Annotated in this window: 13 protein-coding genes; 10 read left to right on the top strand and 3 right to left on the bottom strand. The window is 71.9% G+C overall.

The genetic code is table 11. The annotated features are described in order from the left end of the window. Positions 1–20 precede the first annotated feature (20 nt). The 6 genes from ABVB68_RS22965 (at position 21) to ABVB68_RS22940 (ending at position 8,457) form a co-directional block, all read left to right on the top strand. Positions 21–2,873 (top strand): DEAD/DEAH box helicase, encoded by a 2,853-nt coding sequence (locus tag ABVB68_RS22965; protein WP_353602986.1) that lies wholly within the window; start codon positions 21–23, stop codon positions 2,871–2,873. Between the two features lie 986 nt (positions 2,874–3,859). Then, positions 3,860–5,518, top strand: a complete 1,659-nt coding sequence (locus ABVB68_RS22960) for an ATP-binding protein (protein ID WP_353602985.1) — start codon at positions 3,860–3,862, stop codon at positions 5,516–5,518. Beyond that, positions 5,515–5,919 carry a roadblock/LC7 domain-containing protein gene (locus ABVB68_RS22955; RefSeq protein WP_073899668.1) on the top strand — a complete coding sequence of 135 codons (405 nt, stop codon included), beginning with the start codon at positions 5,515–5,517 and terminating at the stop codon, positions 5,917–5,919. Before ABVB68_RS22960 ends, ABVB68_RS22955 begins: the two co-directional genes overlap by 4 nt. Further along, positions 5,916–6,332: a DUF742 domain-containing protein gene (locus tag ABVB68_RS22950; RefSeq protein WP_353602984.1), complete on the top strand. Its 417-nt coding sequence runs from the start codon at positions 5,916–5,918 to the stop codon at positions 6,330–6,332. The genes ABVB68_RS22955 and ABVB68_RS22950 overlap by 4 nt, the downstream gene beginning before the upstream one ends. Then, on the top strand, positions 6,313–6,933 hold the full coding sequence (locus ABVB68_RS22945) for a GTP-binding protein (RefSeq protein WP_353602983.1): 621 nt from the start codon (positions 6,313–6,315) through the stop codon (positions 6,931–6,933). Before ABVB68_RS22950 ends, ABVB68_RS22945 begins: the two co-directional genes overlap by 20 nt. Before the next feature lie 45 nt (positions 6,934–6,978). Then, on the top strand, positions 6,979–8,457 hold the full coding sequence (locus tag ABVB68_RS22940) for a cytochrome P450 (RefSeq protein ID WP_353602982.1): 1,479 nt from the start codon (positions 6,979–6,981) through the stop codon (positions 8,455–8,457). Here ABVB68_RS22940 and ABVB68_RS22935 read toward each other — a convergent pair. Beyond that, entirely contained in the window at positions 8,387–9,415 is a 1,029-nt protein-coding gene (locus tag ABVB68_RS22935) for an RluA family pseudouridine synthase (protein WP_353602981.1), read from the bottom strand. The genes ABVB68_RS22940 and ABVB68_RS22935 overlap by 71 nt on opposite strands. A gap of 65 nt (positions 9,416–9,480) precedes the next feature. On the opposite strand from ABVB68_RS22935, the gene ABVB68_RS22930 reads away from it, so the two are divergent. Both ABVB68_RS22930 and ABVB68_RS22925 read left to right on the top strand, forming a co-directional pair. Continuing rightward, entirely contained in the window at positions 9,481–10,062 is a 582-nt protein-coding gene (locus ABVB68_RS22930; protein WP_353602980.1) for a GNAT family N-acetyltransferase, read from the top strand. A 211-nt stretch (positions 10,063–10,273) separates the two neighbouring features. Then, positions 10,274–11,212 carry a 5'-nucleotidase gene (locus tag ABVB68_RS22925; RefSeq protein ID WP_353602979.1) on the top strand — a complete coding sequence of 313 codons (939 nt, stop codon included), beginning with the start codon at positions 10,274–10,276 and terminating at the stop codon, positions 11,210–11,212. Between the two features lie 203 nt (positions 11,213–11,415). Here the strand turns inward: ABVB68_RS22925 and ABVB68_RS22920 are convergent, their stop codons facing one another. Together ABVB68_RS22920 and ABVB68_RS22915 are read right to left on the bottom strand one after the other, a co-directional pair. After that, the gene (locus ABVB68_RS22920) at positions 11,416–12,261 is read right to left on the bottom strand and encodes a siderophore-interacting protein (protein ID WP_353602978.1); all 846 of its coding nucleotides are present in this window, start codon (positions 12,259–12,261) and stop codon (positions 11,416–11,418) included. A gap of 105 nt (positions 12,262–12,366) precedes the next feature. Beyond that, entirely contained in the window at positions 12,367–13,293 is a 927-nt protein-coding gene (locus ABVB68_RS22915) for a 5'-3' exonuclease (RefSeq protein ID WP_353602977.1), read from the bottom strand. Positions 13,294–13,742: 449 nt separating this feature from the next. Between ABVB68_RS22915 and ABVB68_RS22910 the strand changes: the two genes are divergently transcribed. Continuing rightward, positions 13,743–14,819, top strand: a complete 1,077-nt coding sequence (locus tag ABVB68_RS22910) for a quaternary amine ABC transporter ATP-binding protein (RefSeq protein ID WP_353602976.1) — start codon at positions 13,743–13,745, stop codon at positions 14,817–14,819. Next, the gene (locus tag ABVB68_RS22905; protein ID WP_353602975.1) at positions 14,812–16,626 is read left to right on the top strand and encodes an ABC transporter permease/substrate binding protein; all 1,815 of its coding nucleotides are present in this window, start codon (positions 14,812–14,814) and stop codon (positions 16,624–16,626) included. The genes ABVB68_RS22910 and ABVB68_RS22905 overlap by 8 nt, the downstream gene beginning before the upstream one ends. The last annotated feature ends 77 nt before the right edge of the window (positions 16,627–16,703 follow it).

Genomic DNA, 16,703 nt, shown 5'->3' with positions numbered 1-16,703 from the left:
ATCCGCCCACGTTCCGGATAATGATCGTCCTGTTGTCGGTGCGGCCCGGTACGCTCGAAAGCACGATGACAGAGGACCTCTCACCGGCCGAGCGGTACGCGGCAGCCCGCAGGCGGGCAGCCGAGCAGGCCACCGCGCTCGCGTCCTTCCGCGAGATGTACGACTTCGGCCTCGACCCCTTCCAGATCGAGGCCTGCAAGGCACTCGAGGCCGGCAAGGGCGTGCTCGTGGCCGCCCCGACCGGCTCGGGCAAGACGATCGTGGGCGAGTTCGCCGTCCACCTCGCCCTCGCGCAGGGCAAGAAGTGTTTCTACACGACCCCCATCAAGGCGCTGTCGAACCAGAAGTACGCCGACCTGTGCCGCCGCTACGGCGCGGACAAGGTCGGCCTGCTCACCGGCGACAACAGTGTGAACTCCGACGCCCCGGTGGTCGTGATGACCACCGAGGTCCTGCGGAACATGCTGTACGCGGGCTCGCAGACCCTCCTCGGCCTCGGCTACGTGGTCATGGACGAGGTGCACTACCTCTCCGACCGCTTCCGCGGCGCGGTGTGGGAGGAAGTGATCATCCACCTGCCCGAGTCGGTGACGCTGGTGTCACTGTCCGCGACCGTGTCCAACGCCGAGGAGTTCGGTGACTGGCTGGACACCGTCCGCGGCGACACCGAGGTGATCGTCTCCGAGCACCGGCCGGTGCCGCTGTTCCAGCACGTGCTCGCCGGGCGCCGGATGTACGACCTGTTCGAGGAGGGCGAGGGCCACAAGAAGGCCGTCAACCCCGACCTCGCCCGGCTGGCCCGCATGGAGGCCACCCGGCCGTCGTACCAGGACCGGCGGCGCGGCCGGGCGATGCGGGAGGCCGACCGGGAGCGCGAGCGCAGGCAGCGGTCGCGGGTGTGGACGCCGGGCCGGCCGGAGGTCATCGAGCGGCTCGACGCCGAGGGCCTGCTGCCCGCCATCACCTTCATCTTCAGCCGGGCCGCCTGCGAGGCCGCCGTCCAGCAGTGTCTGGCCGCGGGACTGAGGCTCAACGACGAGGAGGCGCGGGAGGAGGTCCGCGCCCTGGTCGAGGAGCGCACCGCCTCCATCCCGACGGAGGATCTGCACGTCCTCGGCTACTACGAGTGGCTGGAGGGCCTGGAGCGGGGCATCGCCGCCCACCACGCGGGCATGCTGCCGACCTTCAAGGAGGTCGTCGAGGAGCTGTTCGTGCGCGGCCTGGTCAAGGCCGTGTTCGCGACCGAGACCCTCGCGCTCGGCATCAACATGCCCGCCCGCTCGGTGGTGCTGGAGAAGCTCGTCAAGTGGAACGGCGAGCAGCACGCCGACATCACGCCGGGCGAGTACACGCAGCTGACGGGCCGGGCCGGCCGCCGGGGAATCGACGTCGAGGGCCACGCCGTCGTGCTGTGGCAGCGCGGTATGAGCCCCGAGCACCTGGCCGGTCTCGCGGGCACCCGCACCTATCCGCTGCGCTCCAGCTTCAAGCCTTCGTACAACATGGCGGTCAACCTGGTCGAGCAGTTCGGCCGGCACCGCTCGCGCGAGCTGCTGGAGACCTCGTTCGCACAGTTCCAGGCGGACAAGTCGGTCGTCGGGATCTCGCGCCAGGTGCAGCGCAACGAGGAGGGCCTGGAGGGCTACAAGGCCTCCATGACCTGCCACCTCGGCGACTTCGAGGAGTACGCGCGGCTGCGCCGCGAACTGAAGGACCGCGAGACCGAGCTGGCCCGGCAGGGCGCGACCGAGCGGCGTGCCGAGGCCGCCGTCGCGTTGGAGAAGCTGAAGCCGGGTGACGTCATCCACGTGCCGACGGGCAAGTACGCGGGGCTCGCGCTGGTCCTCGACCCCGGTATCCCGGCCGGCCGGTCCAACGGCCACCGCGGCTTCGACCACCAGGACGGTCCGCGCCCGCTGGTGCTGACCGCCGAGCGGCAGGTCAAGCGGCTGGCGTCGATGGACTTCCCGGTGCCGGTGGAGCCGCTGGACCGGATGCGGATCCCGAAGAACTTCAACGCGCGTTCGCCGCAGTCCCGCCGCGACCTCGCCTCGGCGCTGCGCACCAAGGCCGGGCACATCCCGCCGGAGCGAGCGCGCAAGAAGCGGTCGCAGGCCGCCGACGACCGCGAGATCGCCCGGCTGCGCACCGCGATCCGGGCACACCCGTGCCACGGCTGCGACGACCGTGAGGACCACGCCCGTTGGGCCGAGCGCTACCACCGGCTGCTGCGCGACACCTCGCAGCTGGAGCGCCGGATCGAGGGCCGTACGAACACCATCGCGCGGACCTTCGACCGGATCGTGGCGCTGCTGACCGAGATGGACTACCTGCGCGGTGACGAGGTCACCGAGCACGGCAAGCGGCTCGCCCGGCTCTACGGCGAACTCGACCTGCTGGCCAGCGAATGCCTGCGCGAGGGCGTCTGGGAAGGCCTCGCCCCCGCCGAACTGGCCGCCTGCGTCTCGGCTTTGGTGTACGAGTCCCGGGTCGGCGACGATGCCATGGCGCCCAAGCTGCCCTCGGGCAAGGCGAAGGCCGCACTCGGTGAGATGGTCCGGATCTGGGGCCGGCTCGACGCGCTGGAAGAGGACTTCCGGATCAACCAGACCGAGGGGGTCGGCCAGCGGGAGCCGGATCTCGGGTTCGCCTGGTCCGCGTACATGTGGGCGTCCGGGAAGGGCCTCGACGAGGTGCTGCGCGAGGCGGAGATGCCCGCGGGCGACTTCGTGCGCTGGTCCAAGCAGGTGATCGACGTCCTGGGGCAGATCTCGGCGGCCGCCCCGATCGAGGGGTCGACCGTGGCCAAGACGGCCCGCAAGGCCGTGGACCAGCTGCTGCGGGGCGTCGTCGCCTACTCGTCCGTGGGCTGAACCGCCGTCCGGCGGGGCGCGGGTGCGTGCCGGTTCCCGTCACGTGGCAGCCCCCGCCCCGGGACACGTGGCCGGCCCGGCGAGCGCCCGCGCCGTATCGCGGGCGCGGTGGCGCGGGGGTGTCTTCGGATCGCCGAGCACCCGGGGCGTCCTCGCGCGCTCGCCCAGTGCCCGGGGCGTACCCGCGTGCACGCCCAGTGTCCGGGGCGTACTCGCGCGCTCGCCCAGTGCCCGGGACGTACGCGCGTGCTCTCCCAGCGCCCGTCTCGTACCCGCGCGCTCCCCGAGCACCCGCCTCGTACCCGCGGGAGCGGTACCGCTGGAGCCTTACCGCCCGCGTCGACCCGCCGCCGAGGGAATCCACCGGATGGGGGACGTGCGCGGTCGCGCCGCTGACGTCCCTGTGCCGACCCTGGCGTGAAGTCCGGGGTTGAAAGCTCGGGGTGAGGGCCCGCGTCGGCCCGTCCGGGCGGCTCGTGCCTCGCACACCGGCGCGCCCGCAACCGCCGCCCCCGTCGGGAGGGTCACGCAACCGCCGCCCCCGTCAGGAGGGTCACGCAACCACCGCCTCTCGTCCGGGAGTTCGGCAACCACCGCCCGCCGTTCGGGAGTTCGCCAACCACCGGCCCGCGTGCCGGAGTTGACGTGCGTCCCGGCCGAGACGGTGCCGCGCGTCACCCGGGTCCGAGCCGTTTTTCACCCTTCACGGTGAACGGCCTTCGCACATCAGTACGCCGTCACCGAACGTGTGCGCATGGCAGCCCAGTGTGCAAATGGGGCCGAGCGTAACGCAGTCGCGGGGCGGATTCAGGTGCTTGCCGAATATGACACGGCGATGATCCGGTCGGACTAAGCTCGCCCGCGGCGCACCGAGTTGAGATGAATTCGTGCGTCTGTTCCCAAACATACGGAAGATCCCGTCGTTTCATGAACCTTCCCCCCGCAAGCCCCCCCGACACCCAGCCGATTCGTCTCAGAAGGCATCCATGGTGAGTGTTCAGAAGCCTCCCGGCGGCCGTGAACGTCCCTATGCGCGCGTCGTGTTGCCGCCGGCCATGGTGATGGCCGCCGCCGGCGGAGCCGCCGTGGCCCTGGTACCGGCGGCGGCCCGGCTCGCCGTCGGCCTGTGCGGGGTGCTGGCCGTGCTGCTGGTCCTCGCCACCGGCGCGGAAGCCGCCCGCCGCGGCCGCAGGCTCAGCGAGGCGCAGGCCGACCACGCCCGTCACACCGCGTACCTGGAACAGCGGCTCGCCGCCCAGGACGAGCTGATCACCCGCTTCGCCGTCGACATCCTGCCCACCGGTCTGCTCCGGCTGCGCGCCGGAGAACCGCTGCGGGACGTGCTGCGCAACGTCTACGACGTGGACCCGGAACTGCGCGGGCTGCACGAGTCGTACCGCGAGATGTTCCGTGTCGCGCTGCGCGGCGCCGACCACGAGATCTCGATGCGCGACGCGACCGAGCGCTCCTTCGTGAGCATCGCCCGCCGCGTGCAGGCCATCGTCCACCAGCAGGCCAAGGAACTGCGGGAGATGGAGGAGGACCACGGCCGCAACCCCGAGGTCTTCGACGACCTGCTCCGGCTCGACCACGGCACCTCGCTGATCGGCCGGCTCGCCGACACCATCTCCGTCCTCGGCGGCGGCCGCCCCGGCCGCCAGTGGCCCCTGCCGGTCTCCCTCTACAGCGTGCTGCGGGGCGCCATGTCCCGCATCCTGGAGTACCGCCGCATCGAGCTGAGCTCGATCGTCAACATCAACATCAAGGGCACCGCCGTCGAGCCGGTCATCCACGCCGCCGCCGAACTCCTCGACAACGCCACCCGCTACTCGCCGCCCTCGAACAAGGTGCACGTCACCGCCTCCGAGGTGCAGGCCGGCATCGCCATCGAGATCGAGGACGCCGGCGTCAGCCTGAGCGAGGAGTCCCGCGCCCGCATCGAGCAGATGATCGAGGACGCGAAGAACGGAGACGACGCGCAGAACCTCGGCGAGAACCCGCGTCTCGGCCTGGCCGTCGTCGGCCGGCTCTGCAAGCACTTCGACATGGAGGTCTCGCTGCGCGCCTCTGCCTACGGCGGGGTCCGCGCGATCCTCATCGTCCCGCGCGTCATGACCACCACCGAGCCCGGCGTCGGCGCCGCGCACGGCATCGGTGCCACCGGCGTGCCGCAGCCCGAACTCGGCGCCGTCGAGGGCCCGAAGCGGCCGCCCAAGAAGCGCCGCCCCACCAGTCCCAAGATCCCCGCCGGCATCTCCATGGAGGACGACGTCCCCGAGGTCACCGAGTGGACCGCGGGCGGCCTGCCGCAGCGCCGCAGCCGGGTGAAGACGCCGCTGAGCCAGCGTTATGCGGAACAGGCCGCCATCGAGCGCGCCGAGCGTGAGGGCAGGCCGACGATCTGGTCCCAGACCAGGTCCGAGCCGGAACCCGAGCCCGAGGTCGACCCCGAGCGCAAGAAGCTCCTGGAGCGGCCGCCGGGCATGTGGATGGAAGCCTTCTGGGACGGCCTGAGGGAGGGCATGCCCGAGGGCGCCACCGCGTCCGAACTGACCGACTTCACGCTGAATCCGACCAAGTACCTCCATCTGCTCAACGATTCGGACGGCCCCGCCGAGGGCGACGACGAGGGGAACCTCAAGTGATCCAGCAGCGAGCGAACCTGGACTGGATGCTCAAGCAGCTGAACGACGGCGTGCCGGGCATCGAGATGATCGTGGTGCTGTCCGCCGACGGGCTGCGCATCGCCCGCTACGGCGGCGACCCCGACGCCGCGGACCGGGTGGCCGCCGCCTGCGCGGGCGTGCAGAGTCTGGCCGGTGCCATCATCCAGGAGATCCCCGGCGCCGGTGACATGAAGGTCGTCGTCATCGAGATCGAGGGCGGCTACTTCTACCTCATGAACGCCGGCGCCAACGCCTACCTCGCCGTGCTCGCCGACGTGACCTGCGAGCCCGGCCGGATGAGCGGCATGATGCGCGACCTCGTCGTCCGGATCGGCGCCCACCTCACCAGTCCGCCCCGGAGGAACGGGCAGACCGTATGACTCCTCCACGACGCAACCGGCGCCAGGCCCGGCAGGAGCCGGCCCCGCCCGCGCCGCCCCCGAAAGCGGAGAACGCCGAGGCGCCGCCCAGGAACCCCGAACGCCTCTACACCATCGCCGGGTCCGCCGACGGCGGCCGGGCCGAACTCGACCTCGTGACATTGATCGTGGCGCGTTCCACGCCGCCGCCGGCCGCCTCACCCGAGCAGGCGGCGGTGCTCCGGCTCTCCGCCGCCCCGCTCTCCGTGGCCGAACTGTCGGCCTATCTGCAACTGCCGTTCAGTGCGACGACCGTACTGATCACCGAGCTGATCGCGGCCGAACTGGTGCAGGCGCGCGCCTCGATCGTCCGCCAGGCGCTTCCCGACCGTTCACTCCTCGAAGCGGTGATGCATGGACTTCAACGGCTCTGACACCCTCCCCGGCCCACGCGCCGAGGACCACCTGCCGCTCACGGCCCAGGCGGCGGTGAAGATCGTGATCGTGGGCGGCTTCGGCGTCGGCAAGACCACCATGGTCGGCTCCGTCAGCGAGATCCGCCCGCTGACCACCGAGGAGACCATGACCCAGGCCGGCATCGGCGTGGACGACAACTACGGGTCCGACTCCAAGACGGCCACCACCGTGGCCATGGACTTCGGCCGCATCAGCATCACCGACCAGCTGGTGCTCTACCTGTTCGGCACCCCCGGGCAGGAGCGATTCTGGTTCCTGTGGAACGGCCTGTTCGAGGGCGCACTCGGCGCGGTCGTCCTGGTCGACACCCGGCGCCTGGAAGTCAGCTTCGACGTCATGGGCCGGCTGGAGGAACGCGGCGTGCCGTTCGTCGTCGCCGTCAACACCTTTCCCGACGCCCCCCGTTACCCGGTCGAGGAACTGCGCATCGCCCTGGACCTCGCCCCGGACATCCCGATCATGGACTGCGACGTGCGCCGCCGGGCCTCCAGCAAGGACGTGCTGATGACCCTCATGCGCTTCCTGCACTCCCTCGCCCTGTCCGGCGCCCTCACCTGACCCCACCCGACGACCCCCACGCCATCCGTCTCCGGAGCGATCACCGTGACGCCTGAACCCTCGTCCCTCACCGGCACAGACCCCACCTCCGGACCGCCGCCGGACTGCCCGGCGCACGGCCTGGGCCCCGGGGGACTGCACCGGCTCTACGGCTCCGCCGCCGAGGACCTCGGCAGCCTCTACGAGCGGCTGCGCGACCAGTACGGTTCCGTGGCCCCCGTCCTGCTGCACGACGACGTCCCCATGTGGGTGGTGCTCGGGCACGCCGAGAACCTGCAGCTGGTGCGCAGCCCCTCGCAGTACACCCGCGACAGCCGCATCTGGTCCCCGCTGCTGGACGGCACCGTCAAGCCCGACCACCCGCTCATGCCGCACATCGCCTGGCAGCCCATCTGCTCCCATGCCGAGGGCGACGAGCACCAGCGGCTGCGGGCCGCCGTCACCGCGGCCATGTCGACCATCGACCACCGCAGCGTCCGCCGGCACATCGGCCGCTACACCCAGGGCCTGGTCAACAGCTTCTGCGAGCGGGGCGGGGCGGACCTGGTCTCCCAGTTCGCCGAGCACCTGCCGATGGCCGTCATGTGCGAGATCCTCGGCATGCCCGAGGAGTACGACGACCGGATGGTGCAGGCCGCCCGGGACGCCCTGAAGGGCACCGAGACCGCCATCCAGAGCCACACCTACGTCATGGACGCGCTCAGCCGGCTCACCACCCGGCGCCGCCACCGGCCCGAGGACGACTTCACCAGTCACCTCATCACCCACCCGGCCGGGCTCTCCGACGACGAGGTACGCGAACATCTGCGCCTCGTCCTCTTCGCGGCCTACGAGGCCACCGCCAACCTGCTCGCCAACGCGCTGCGCATGGTCCTCACCGAGCCCGGTTTCCGGGCCCAGCTCAACGGCGGCCAGATGACGGTGCCGGAGGCGATCGAGCAGTCCCTGTGGGACGAGCCGCCGTTCAGCACCGTCTTCGGCTACTACGCCAAGCAGGACACCGAGCTGGGCGGCCGGCACATCCGCAAGGGCGACGGGCTGCTGTTCGCCCCGGCGCCGGGCAACCTCGACCCGCGCATCCGCCCGGACCTGTCGGCCGGCATGCAGGGCAACCGCTCCCACCTGGCCTTCGGCGGCGGCCCGCACGAGTGCCCCGGCCAGGACATCGGCCGCGCCATCGCCGACGTCGGTGTCGACGCCCTGCTGACCCGGCTGCCCGACATCCGGCTCGACTGCCCGGAGGAGCAGCTGCACTGGCGGGCGTCCATCGCCTCCCGGCACCTGGTCGCCCTGCCCGTGCGGTTCGAACCCAAGCCGCAGCAGGACGTCGACCTGCCGCCGAGGTCCATGCCGCTGCCTCAGCAGCGCGCCAACTGGCAGGTGACCACGGCGCCCGCCGAGCCGCCCGCACCGGCGGCCGCGCCGCAGCCTGCGCCGGTCCCCGAACCCGCCCTCACGCCTCCGGAGCCGGCCACGCCCCGGGGCGCCTGGCGTCGCCTGCTGCGCTGGTGGCGCGGCGAGTGACCGGAGACTGGTCCCCGCAGGCCCAGGTGCCGTACGACGACCAGGCCCGCAGCACGCGCCCGCTGACGAGCGTGTGCTCCGCCCCGGTGACCGGATCGGTGAACTCCAGCCTCCGCGCGAGCAGTTGCAGCGGACGCGTGAAGTCACCGGCCGGCACCGGGCCGGTCACCTCCGGATACAGCGGATCGCCGAGGATGGGCACGCCGAGCGCGCTCAGGTGGACCCGCAGCTGATGGGTCTGCCCGGTCGCCGGGACGAGCCGGTAACGGCCCAGTCCGTCCCGGTGTCCGGCGAGTTCCACGTAGGTCTCGGCGTTCGGCTCGCCCTCGGTCTCCCGAGCGGCCTGCACCCCGCGCTCCTTCACGATCCTGCTGCGCACGGTCCGGGGGAGGTCGAGCGAGGGGTCGTACGGCGCGATCGCCTCGTACTCCTTGCGCACCAGCCGGTCGCTGAACAGCGTCTGGTACGCGCCGCGTTCCGCGGGCCGCACCGTGAACAGCACCAGTCCCGCGGTCAGCCGGTCCAGCCGGTGCGCCGCCGTCAGCGTCGGGATGCCCAGTTCGCGCCGCAGCCGGGCCAGCGCGGTCTCGGCGACATGCGTGCCGCGCGGGGTCGTGGCCAGGAAGTGCGGTTTGTCGGCCACCACGATGTGCTCGTCCCGGTACACCACCTCGATCGGGAAGGGCACCGGCACCTCGGCGGGCAGTTCCCGGTGGAACCACACGTAGGTCCCCGGCGCGTACGGCGCGTCCGGCGCCACCGGCCGGCCGTCGGCCCCGACGATCAGCCCCGCGTCGAACATGCCCTCGATCGTGCCGGGACCGGCCCCCGTGAGCCGCTGCACCAGGTACTCCCGCACGGTGGCCCCCGCCCCGCCCACGGGCAGCCGGATCCGCACGGGGTCCACACCGTCGCGCTGGGGGAGCGGGGCGGGCGGGGGCGGGATACGGCGTCTCACCGGATCCAGGGTACGAGGGCGGAAACGGACGTGGTGCCGGCCCCGCACGCGGCAGTATGCCGATCATGCCGTTTCTCATCAGCCCCGTGCTGACCCCCGGAGCCCTCGCCCGCACGCCGCAGCCCGTCCTCCCCACCGGTGACGGCCTGCTCCTGCGCCCCTGGCGGGCCGAGGACGCGTCCGCCGTCCACGCCGCCTTCCAGGACCCGGCGCTGAACCAGTGGCACCTCAGGACCTGCGACTCCGAGGAGGAGGCCGCCGGCTGGATCGCGCGGTGGCAGACGGGGTGGGAGGGTGAGCGCGAGGCCCAGTGGGCCGTGGCGGACGAGGCCGGCGGTGAACTGGTGGGCCGGGTCGCACTGCGGCAGATGCTGCTCGGTGACGGGGTCGCCGAGGTCGCCTACTGGACGGTGGCGCGGGCGCGCGGCCGGGGCGTCGCGGTGCGGGCCACGATCACGCTGAGCCGCTGGGCGCTCGAGGAGATCGGCTTCCACCGCCTCGAACTCTTCCACGCCACCGCCAACGAGGCCTCCTGCCGGGTCGCCGTCAAGGCCGGCTTCGCGACGGAGGGCACCAAGCGCAGCGCCCTGCTCCACCCGGACGGCTGGCACGACATGCACTTCCACGCACGCGTGAACGGCGACTGAGCGGTCCGGCCGCGGGCGGCGCCGCGGTGATCGAGCCGCACGGCCGCGGGAGCGCCCCGGTGGTCGAGTGCCGCCGGCGTGAGTGCGCCGCGGTGATCGAGTGCCGCCGGCGTGAGGGCACCCCGGTGATCGATTCGGCTGCGCCGGGGGCGGTGGCCGGCAGCCGTGACATGATGGCGGGCCGATTCCCGCCGTACCGAGGTGCCACCGTATGCCGGCCTTCGAGCTAGCCGACCGACTCGTCATCGGTGTCGCCTCCAGCGCCCTGTTCGATCTGCGGGAGTCGGACGCGGTCTTCCGGGAACAGGGCGAAGAGGCATACCGGGCCTACCAGGAAGAGCACCTGGACGACACGCTCCGTCCGGGGACCGCCTTCGCCTTCCTGCGGCGGCTGCTGTCCCTGAACGACCTGAGCGAGCCCGACGACCCCCTCGTCGAGGTCATCATGCTCTCCCGCAACGACCCCGACACGGGCCTCAGGGTGATGCGGTCGATCCAGACCCACGGACTGCCCATCAGCCGGGCCATCTTCCGTCAGGGGCGTTCGCCGTACCCGTTCATGACGGCGCTGAACATGTCCCTGTTCCTGTCCGCCGACGAGCGTGACGTGCGGGAGGCAGTCGCCGCCGGGCTGCCGGCCGGGCACGTGCTCGGTTCGGCGTACGCGGACGACCCGGCCGACCCGGATCTGCGGATCGCCTTCGACTTCGACGGAGTGCTCGCCGGTGACGCCGCGGAACGGGTGTACCAGTCCGGCGGGCTGGCGGAGTTCCGCGCGCACGAGGCACGGAACGCGGCGACCCCGCACGACCCCGGACCGCTGCGCGACTTCCTCGCCGGCGTGAACCGGATACAACGGCGCGAGGAGGAGCGGCGCGTGAGCCACCCGGGCTACGACAGGCGCGTCCACGTGTCCATCGTGACCGCGCGCAACGCACCCGCGCACGAGCGTGCCGTGCGGAGCCTGAAGGAGTGGGGTGTCCGGGTCGACGACGCCTTCTTCCTCGGCGGCATAGACAAGGGCGCGGTCATGAAGGTGCTGAACCCGCACATCTTCTTCGACGACCAGGTGGCCCATCTGGAGAGCACGTCCAGGACCACGCCCAGCGTGCACATCCCGTTCGGCAAGATCAACGAGACGGCGCCCTGACGGCGGTGACCGCGCGGGAAGCCGGCCATGCCCCGGGAGCGTCCCGGTGCGGAGAGGCGGCGGTGGCTTCTCGCGCCGGGGGTGATGGTGGCTTCCGGCCGGGGCGGCTGCGTTCCGGCGGGGGTGATGGTGGCTTCCGGCCGGGGGCGGCCCCGTTGCGCGGGAGGCGGCCGCTCCAACCGGGTGCCGCCGCACCGGCGTGGTCAGGCGGCCTGTGCGCCGCTCTCCTGCTCGGCCTCGATGCGGGCGTTCCAGTCCCGCTTGGAGGCCTGCCAGCCGTCCTCGTTGTGACCGAGGCGCCAGTAGCCGGAGATGGACAGGTCCTCGCGCGGGGTCTGCAGTTCGACGCGGAGCAGGCGGCGCAGTTCCTTCACGAAGCTCGCCTCGCCGTGCACGAAGGCGTGCAACCGCCCCTCGGGGAAGTCCAGCGCGCGGACGGCCTCCAGCAGGGCCTCGCCGACCGGCCGGTCACCGCGGTGCAGCCACGAGACCTGCACCTCGGAGTCGATCTTCTGCTCCTCCTCGGGGCCCGACACCTCGACGAAGGCGTGCGCGCGGGCACCGGCCGGCAGCGCCTCCAGGGCGCGGGCGATCGCGGGCAGCGCGCTCTCGTCACCGGCGAGCAGATGCCAGTCGGCCTCCGGATCGGGCGCGTAGGCACCACCGGGACCCACGAAGTGGACCTCCTCGCCGGGCCGGGCGCGGAGGGCCCACGGTCCGGCCAGGCCCTCGTCGCCGTGGATGACGAAGTCCAGGGTCAGCTCGCGGCGTTGCGGGTTCCAGGCGCGCACGGTGTACGTCCGGGTCACCGGCCACTGCTCGCGCGGGAACTCGGCCCGGATCCGCTCCAGGTCGAAGGGGACCGGGTAGGTCACGCCCTGAGGGCCGAACAGCAGCTTCACATAGTGGTCGGTGCAGGTGTCCGCCGTGAATCCGGCCAGGCCCTCGCCACCGAGCACCACGCGCTGCATGTGCGGGGTGAGCCGTTCGGTCCGCACCACCTGGGCGGTGTGGGCCTTGCGCGGCTTTCGTCCGGGGCGCTCTGCCATCACGGCCTCCTGCGAATTGGTTAGGTTTACCTAAGTTAGCATCCTGTTCCGCATCGGCACCTCTCTCCCGGTCACTTGACGAGTGCCCCTACCGCAAAATTCCCGTCAAGGCCGCCCGGCCAGCGTGCCCAGCAGCCGCTGCAGCGAGCCGCCCAGTCCCCACCGCCTCGCCAGCTCCTCCAGCGCCGCCGGATCGCGCGGCGCGTGCGGCACGGCGGTGTCGACGTCGGGCAGCGGTACGTCGCCGGCGACCCGCACCACCTTCGGCGCGACCGCGAGGTACGGCCCGGCCTCGGTGAGCCGCTTGCGCTGCGACGGCGTGAGCGGGGCCCGCGGGTCGTCGACCGCTGCCATGATCCCGGCCAGGTCACCGAACTCGGCGAGCAGTTTGGCGGCCGTCTTCTCGCCGATCCCGGCCACGCCCGGCAGGCCGTCGCTGGGGTCGCCGCGCAGCAGCGCCAGGTCCGCGTACCCGCGCCCGTCGACCCCATACTTCCCGCGCAGTACGGCCTCGTCGGTCAGCTGCAGGGTGCCGACGCCCTTGAGCGGGTACAGCACACGGATCCCGCGGGCGTCGTCCACCAGCTGGTAGAGGTCGCGGTCGCCGGTGACGATATCCACCGGGCCGTCCGCGCGCGCGGTGAACGTGCCGATCACGTCGTCCGCCTCGTACCCGGCGACCCCGACGCGCGCGATCCCGAGCGCGTCCAGCACCTCCTCGATCACCGGCACCTGCGGGGAGAGCGTGTCCGGCACCTGCTCCTCGTCGGGGGCGCCCGTGTGCTCCTCGGCGACCCGGTGCGCCTTGTAGGTGGGGATGAGGTCCACCCGCCACTGCGGCCGCCAGTCGGCGTCCATGCAGGCCACCAGCTCGTCCGGCCGGTGGTCCTTGACCAGCCGGTCGATGAAGTCCAGCAGCCCGCGCACGGCGTTCACGGGCGTGCCGTCCGGTGCCTTCACGGAGTCCGGCACGCCGAAATAGGCGCGGAAGTACAGCGAGGCGGTGTCGAGGAGCATCAGTCGTCCGGTCACGCCCGCATCATGCCGCACGGCACCGACAGTGACCTTTCGCGCGCGGGCACGGCGATCATTCGTGCCGGAGGACGGTGTCCCTCTGCGTCGGAGCTTCGGGACCGGTCGTGCCGGAGCACGGCGTCCCTTTCGCCTCGTAGTTCCAGGACCGTTCGTGCCCGAGCACGGTGTCCCTTTCGCCTCGTAGTTCCGGGACCGTTCGTGCCCGAGCACGGTGTCCCTTTCGCGTCGTAGTTCCGGGACCGTTCCGGGACCGTTCGTGCCGGAGCACGGTGTTTCTCGCCGCTGGAACGCGTTGCGCGCTGCGCATCGCCGTGAGCCCGGGCACGTGTGGGTTTGCCTCGGCCCGACCTGGGGAGGCGCCGCCCCGGAACGAGGCCGGTCGCCTTCTGTCACCTTGCCGGCCGGCCCCTCGTCTCCTGTCCCTGTCCCTGAGACGTGAGGTACGCGTGCAAGCGAGGCTTGAGGCGGAGCACCTGTTCAAGGTGTTCGGCAGACGACCGGACCAAGCAGTGGAACGACTGCGGCGAGGCGCCGACCGGGAGGAACTGCGCGCCGACGGGACCACCGCCGCCGTCATCGACGCCTCCTTCCGCGTCGAGGCGGGCGAGATCTTCGTCGTCATGGGGCTGTCCGGCTCCGGCAAGTCCACCCTCCTGCGCACGCTCAACGGGCTGCTGGAGCCCACCGCGGGCACCGTGCGCTTCGACGGCGAGGACCTGACCGCGCTCTCCGCCCGCGGTCTGCGCGAGCTGCGCTCCAGGAAGATCAGCATGGTCTTCCAGCACTTCGCGCTCTTCCCGCACCGCAGCGTCCGCGAGAACGCCGCCTACGGCCTGGAAGTGCAGGGCGTGCCCCGCGCCGAGCGCGCACGCCGCGCCGACGAGGCGCTCGCCCTGTGCGGCCTGGCCGGGTGGGAGAAGTCCTGGCCCGACGAGCTGTCCGGCGGCATGCAGCAGCGCGTCGGCCTGGCCCGCGCCCTGGCCACCGACGCCGATCTGCTGCTGATGGACGAGTCCTTCAGCGCCCTGGACCCGCTGATCCGGCGCGACATGCAGGACCAGCTCCTGGAACTGCAGAAGACCCTGAGGAAGACCATCGTCTTCATCACCCACGATCTCAACGAGGCGATGCGGCTCGGCGACCGGATCGCCGTCATGCGCGACGGACGGATCGTCCAGATAGGCACCGCCGAGGACATCCTGCTGCGCCCCGCGGACGACTACGTCGCCTCCTTCATCCGGGACGTCGACCGTTCCCGCGTGCTGACCGCCGCCTCCGTCATGGACACCGAACTGCGCGGTGACGAGGCGGACTGCGGCTGCGAGACCGCGACGCCCGCGACGCCGTTCACCGAGCTGTGCGCGATCAGCGCCCGGGTGTCCCACCCGGTCGCCGTCCTCGACGCCGGCCGCACCCTCGTCGGGGTGGTGCCCCGGCAGCGCCTGGTCGGCTTCCTCGGCGACGAGGCGGGCGAACCCACGGCGTGCCGCGACGGCCGGAAGAAGGTGCTCTCCGGTGCCTAGGCTGCCCCTCGGCGACTGGGTCGACTCCGGTGTGAACTGGCTGGTCGACCACCTCTCCTGGCTCTTCGACGCCATCAAGGCGGTCATGGAGGGCATGTACGACGGCATCGACGCCGTGCTCGCCGCCCCCCAGCCGCTGCTGATGGCCGGCATCCTCGCCGTCGTCGCCTGGTGGCTGCGCGGCCTGCTCGCGGGCATCCTCGCCTTCGCCGGATTCGCCCTCGTCGACTCGCTGGAGCTGTGGGACCGGGCGATGTCCACCCTCGCCCTGGTGCTCGTGGCGACCGTGATCGCCCTGGTGATCTCCCTGCCGCTGGGCGTCTGGGCGGCCCGGTCCAAGGCGGTCAGCGCGGCCGTACGGCCCGTGCTGGACCTGCTGCAGACGATGCCGTCGATGGTCCTGCTGATCCCGGCCATGCTCTTCTTCGGCCTCGGCACGGCCGCCGGTGTCGTCGCCACCCTGATCTTCGCGCTCGCCCCCGGCGTCCGCATGACCGAGCTGGGCATCCGCCAGGTCGACGCCGAACTGGTGGAGGCCGCGGAGGCGTTCGGCACCACCCCGCGTGACGTGCTGTGGCGGGTCCAGCTGCCGCTCGCCCTGCCCACCATCATGGCCGGCGTCAACCAGGTGATCATGCTGGGCCTGTCCATGGTCGTGATCGCCGGCATGGTCGGCACCGGCGGCCTCGGCGGCGCCGTCAACGAGGCCATCGGCCAGCTCGACATCGGTTACGGCTTCGAGGCGGGCGTCGGCATCGTCGTCCTCGCGATCTACCTGGACCGCGTCACCGGCGCGCTCGGCACCCAGCTGTCCCCGCTGGGCCGCAGGGCCGCCGCGAAGGCCCCCGCGCGCGCGTGGGCCCATCGTCCACGCCCGGCCGTCGCCGTGGTGGGCGTGGTCGTCCTCGCCCTCGCCGCGGGCGGCCTCGGCATCTTCGGCTCCTCCGGCAGCAGCTCCGAGGCCTCCGGCACGAACGTCGGCAAGGGCAAGGAGGTCAGGATCGGCTACATCCCCTGGGACGAGGGCATCGCCTCCACCTTCCTGTGGAAGGAGCTGCTGGAGGAGCGCGGCTTCAAGGTGACCACCAGCCAGTACGCCGCCGGCCCCCTCTACACCGGCCTCGCCGCCGGCCAGCTGGACTTCGAGACCGACTCCTGGCTGCCCACCACGCACGCCGAGTACTGGAAGAAGTACGGCAAGCAGCTCGACGACCTCGGCTCGTGGTTCGGTCCCACCTCGCTGGAGCTGTCCGTGCCGTCCTACGTGAAGGACGTGAACTCCCTGGCGGACCTGAAGGACCACGCCTCGGAGTTCGGCGGGAAGATCATCGGCATCGAGCCCAGCGCGGGCGAGATGGGCCTGCTCAAGAGCAAGGTGCTCAAGGCGTACGGCCTCCAGGGCGACTACGACGTGGTCGACGGCTCCACCCCGGCCATGCTGGCCGAGCTCAAGCGCGCCTACGCCAGGAAGCAGCCGGTCGTCGTCACCCTGTGGTCGCCGCACTGGGCGTACAACGACTACAAGCTGAAGAAGCTCCGGGACCCCGAGGGCGCCTGGGGCAAGGGCGACGGGGTGCACACCCTCGCCCGCAAGGGCTTCGCCGCCGACAACCCCGAGGTCGGCCGCTGGCTGAAGGACTTCTCGATGACCGAGAAGCAGCTCACCGGCCTGGAGGCGGAGATCCAGAAGGCCGGCAAGGGCAAGGAGCAGGACGCCGTGCGCGGCTGGCTGCGCCGCAACCCCGGGCTGGTCGACAAGTGGGCCCCGGTCGCGGGGCAGCGGGCGCAGAGCCGGGCGGCCGGGTGACCTGACGGGCCCGACCGCCGCCCGAGGGGGCGCCGGCGCCCTGACACGCTCGGGGGGCGCCGCCCCCGGGGGGGGTG

Origin of the sequence: Streptomyces sp. NPDC096012, from assembly GCF_040426375.1 — a bacterium.
GTDB lineage: Bacteria > Actinomycetota > Actinomycetes > Streptomycetales > Streptomycetaceae > Streptomyces.
Note: the sequence above shows the minus strand (reverse complement) of the source record. Positions and strands in the feature narration are given on the sequence as shown.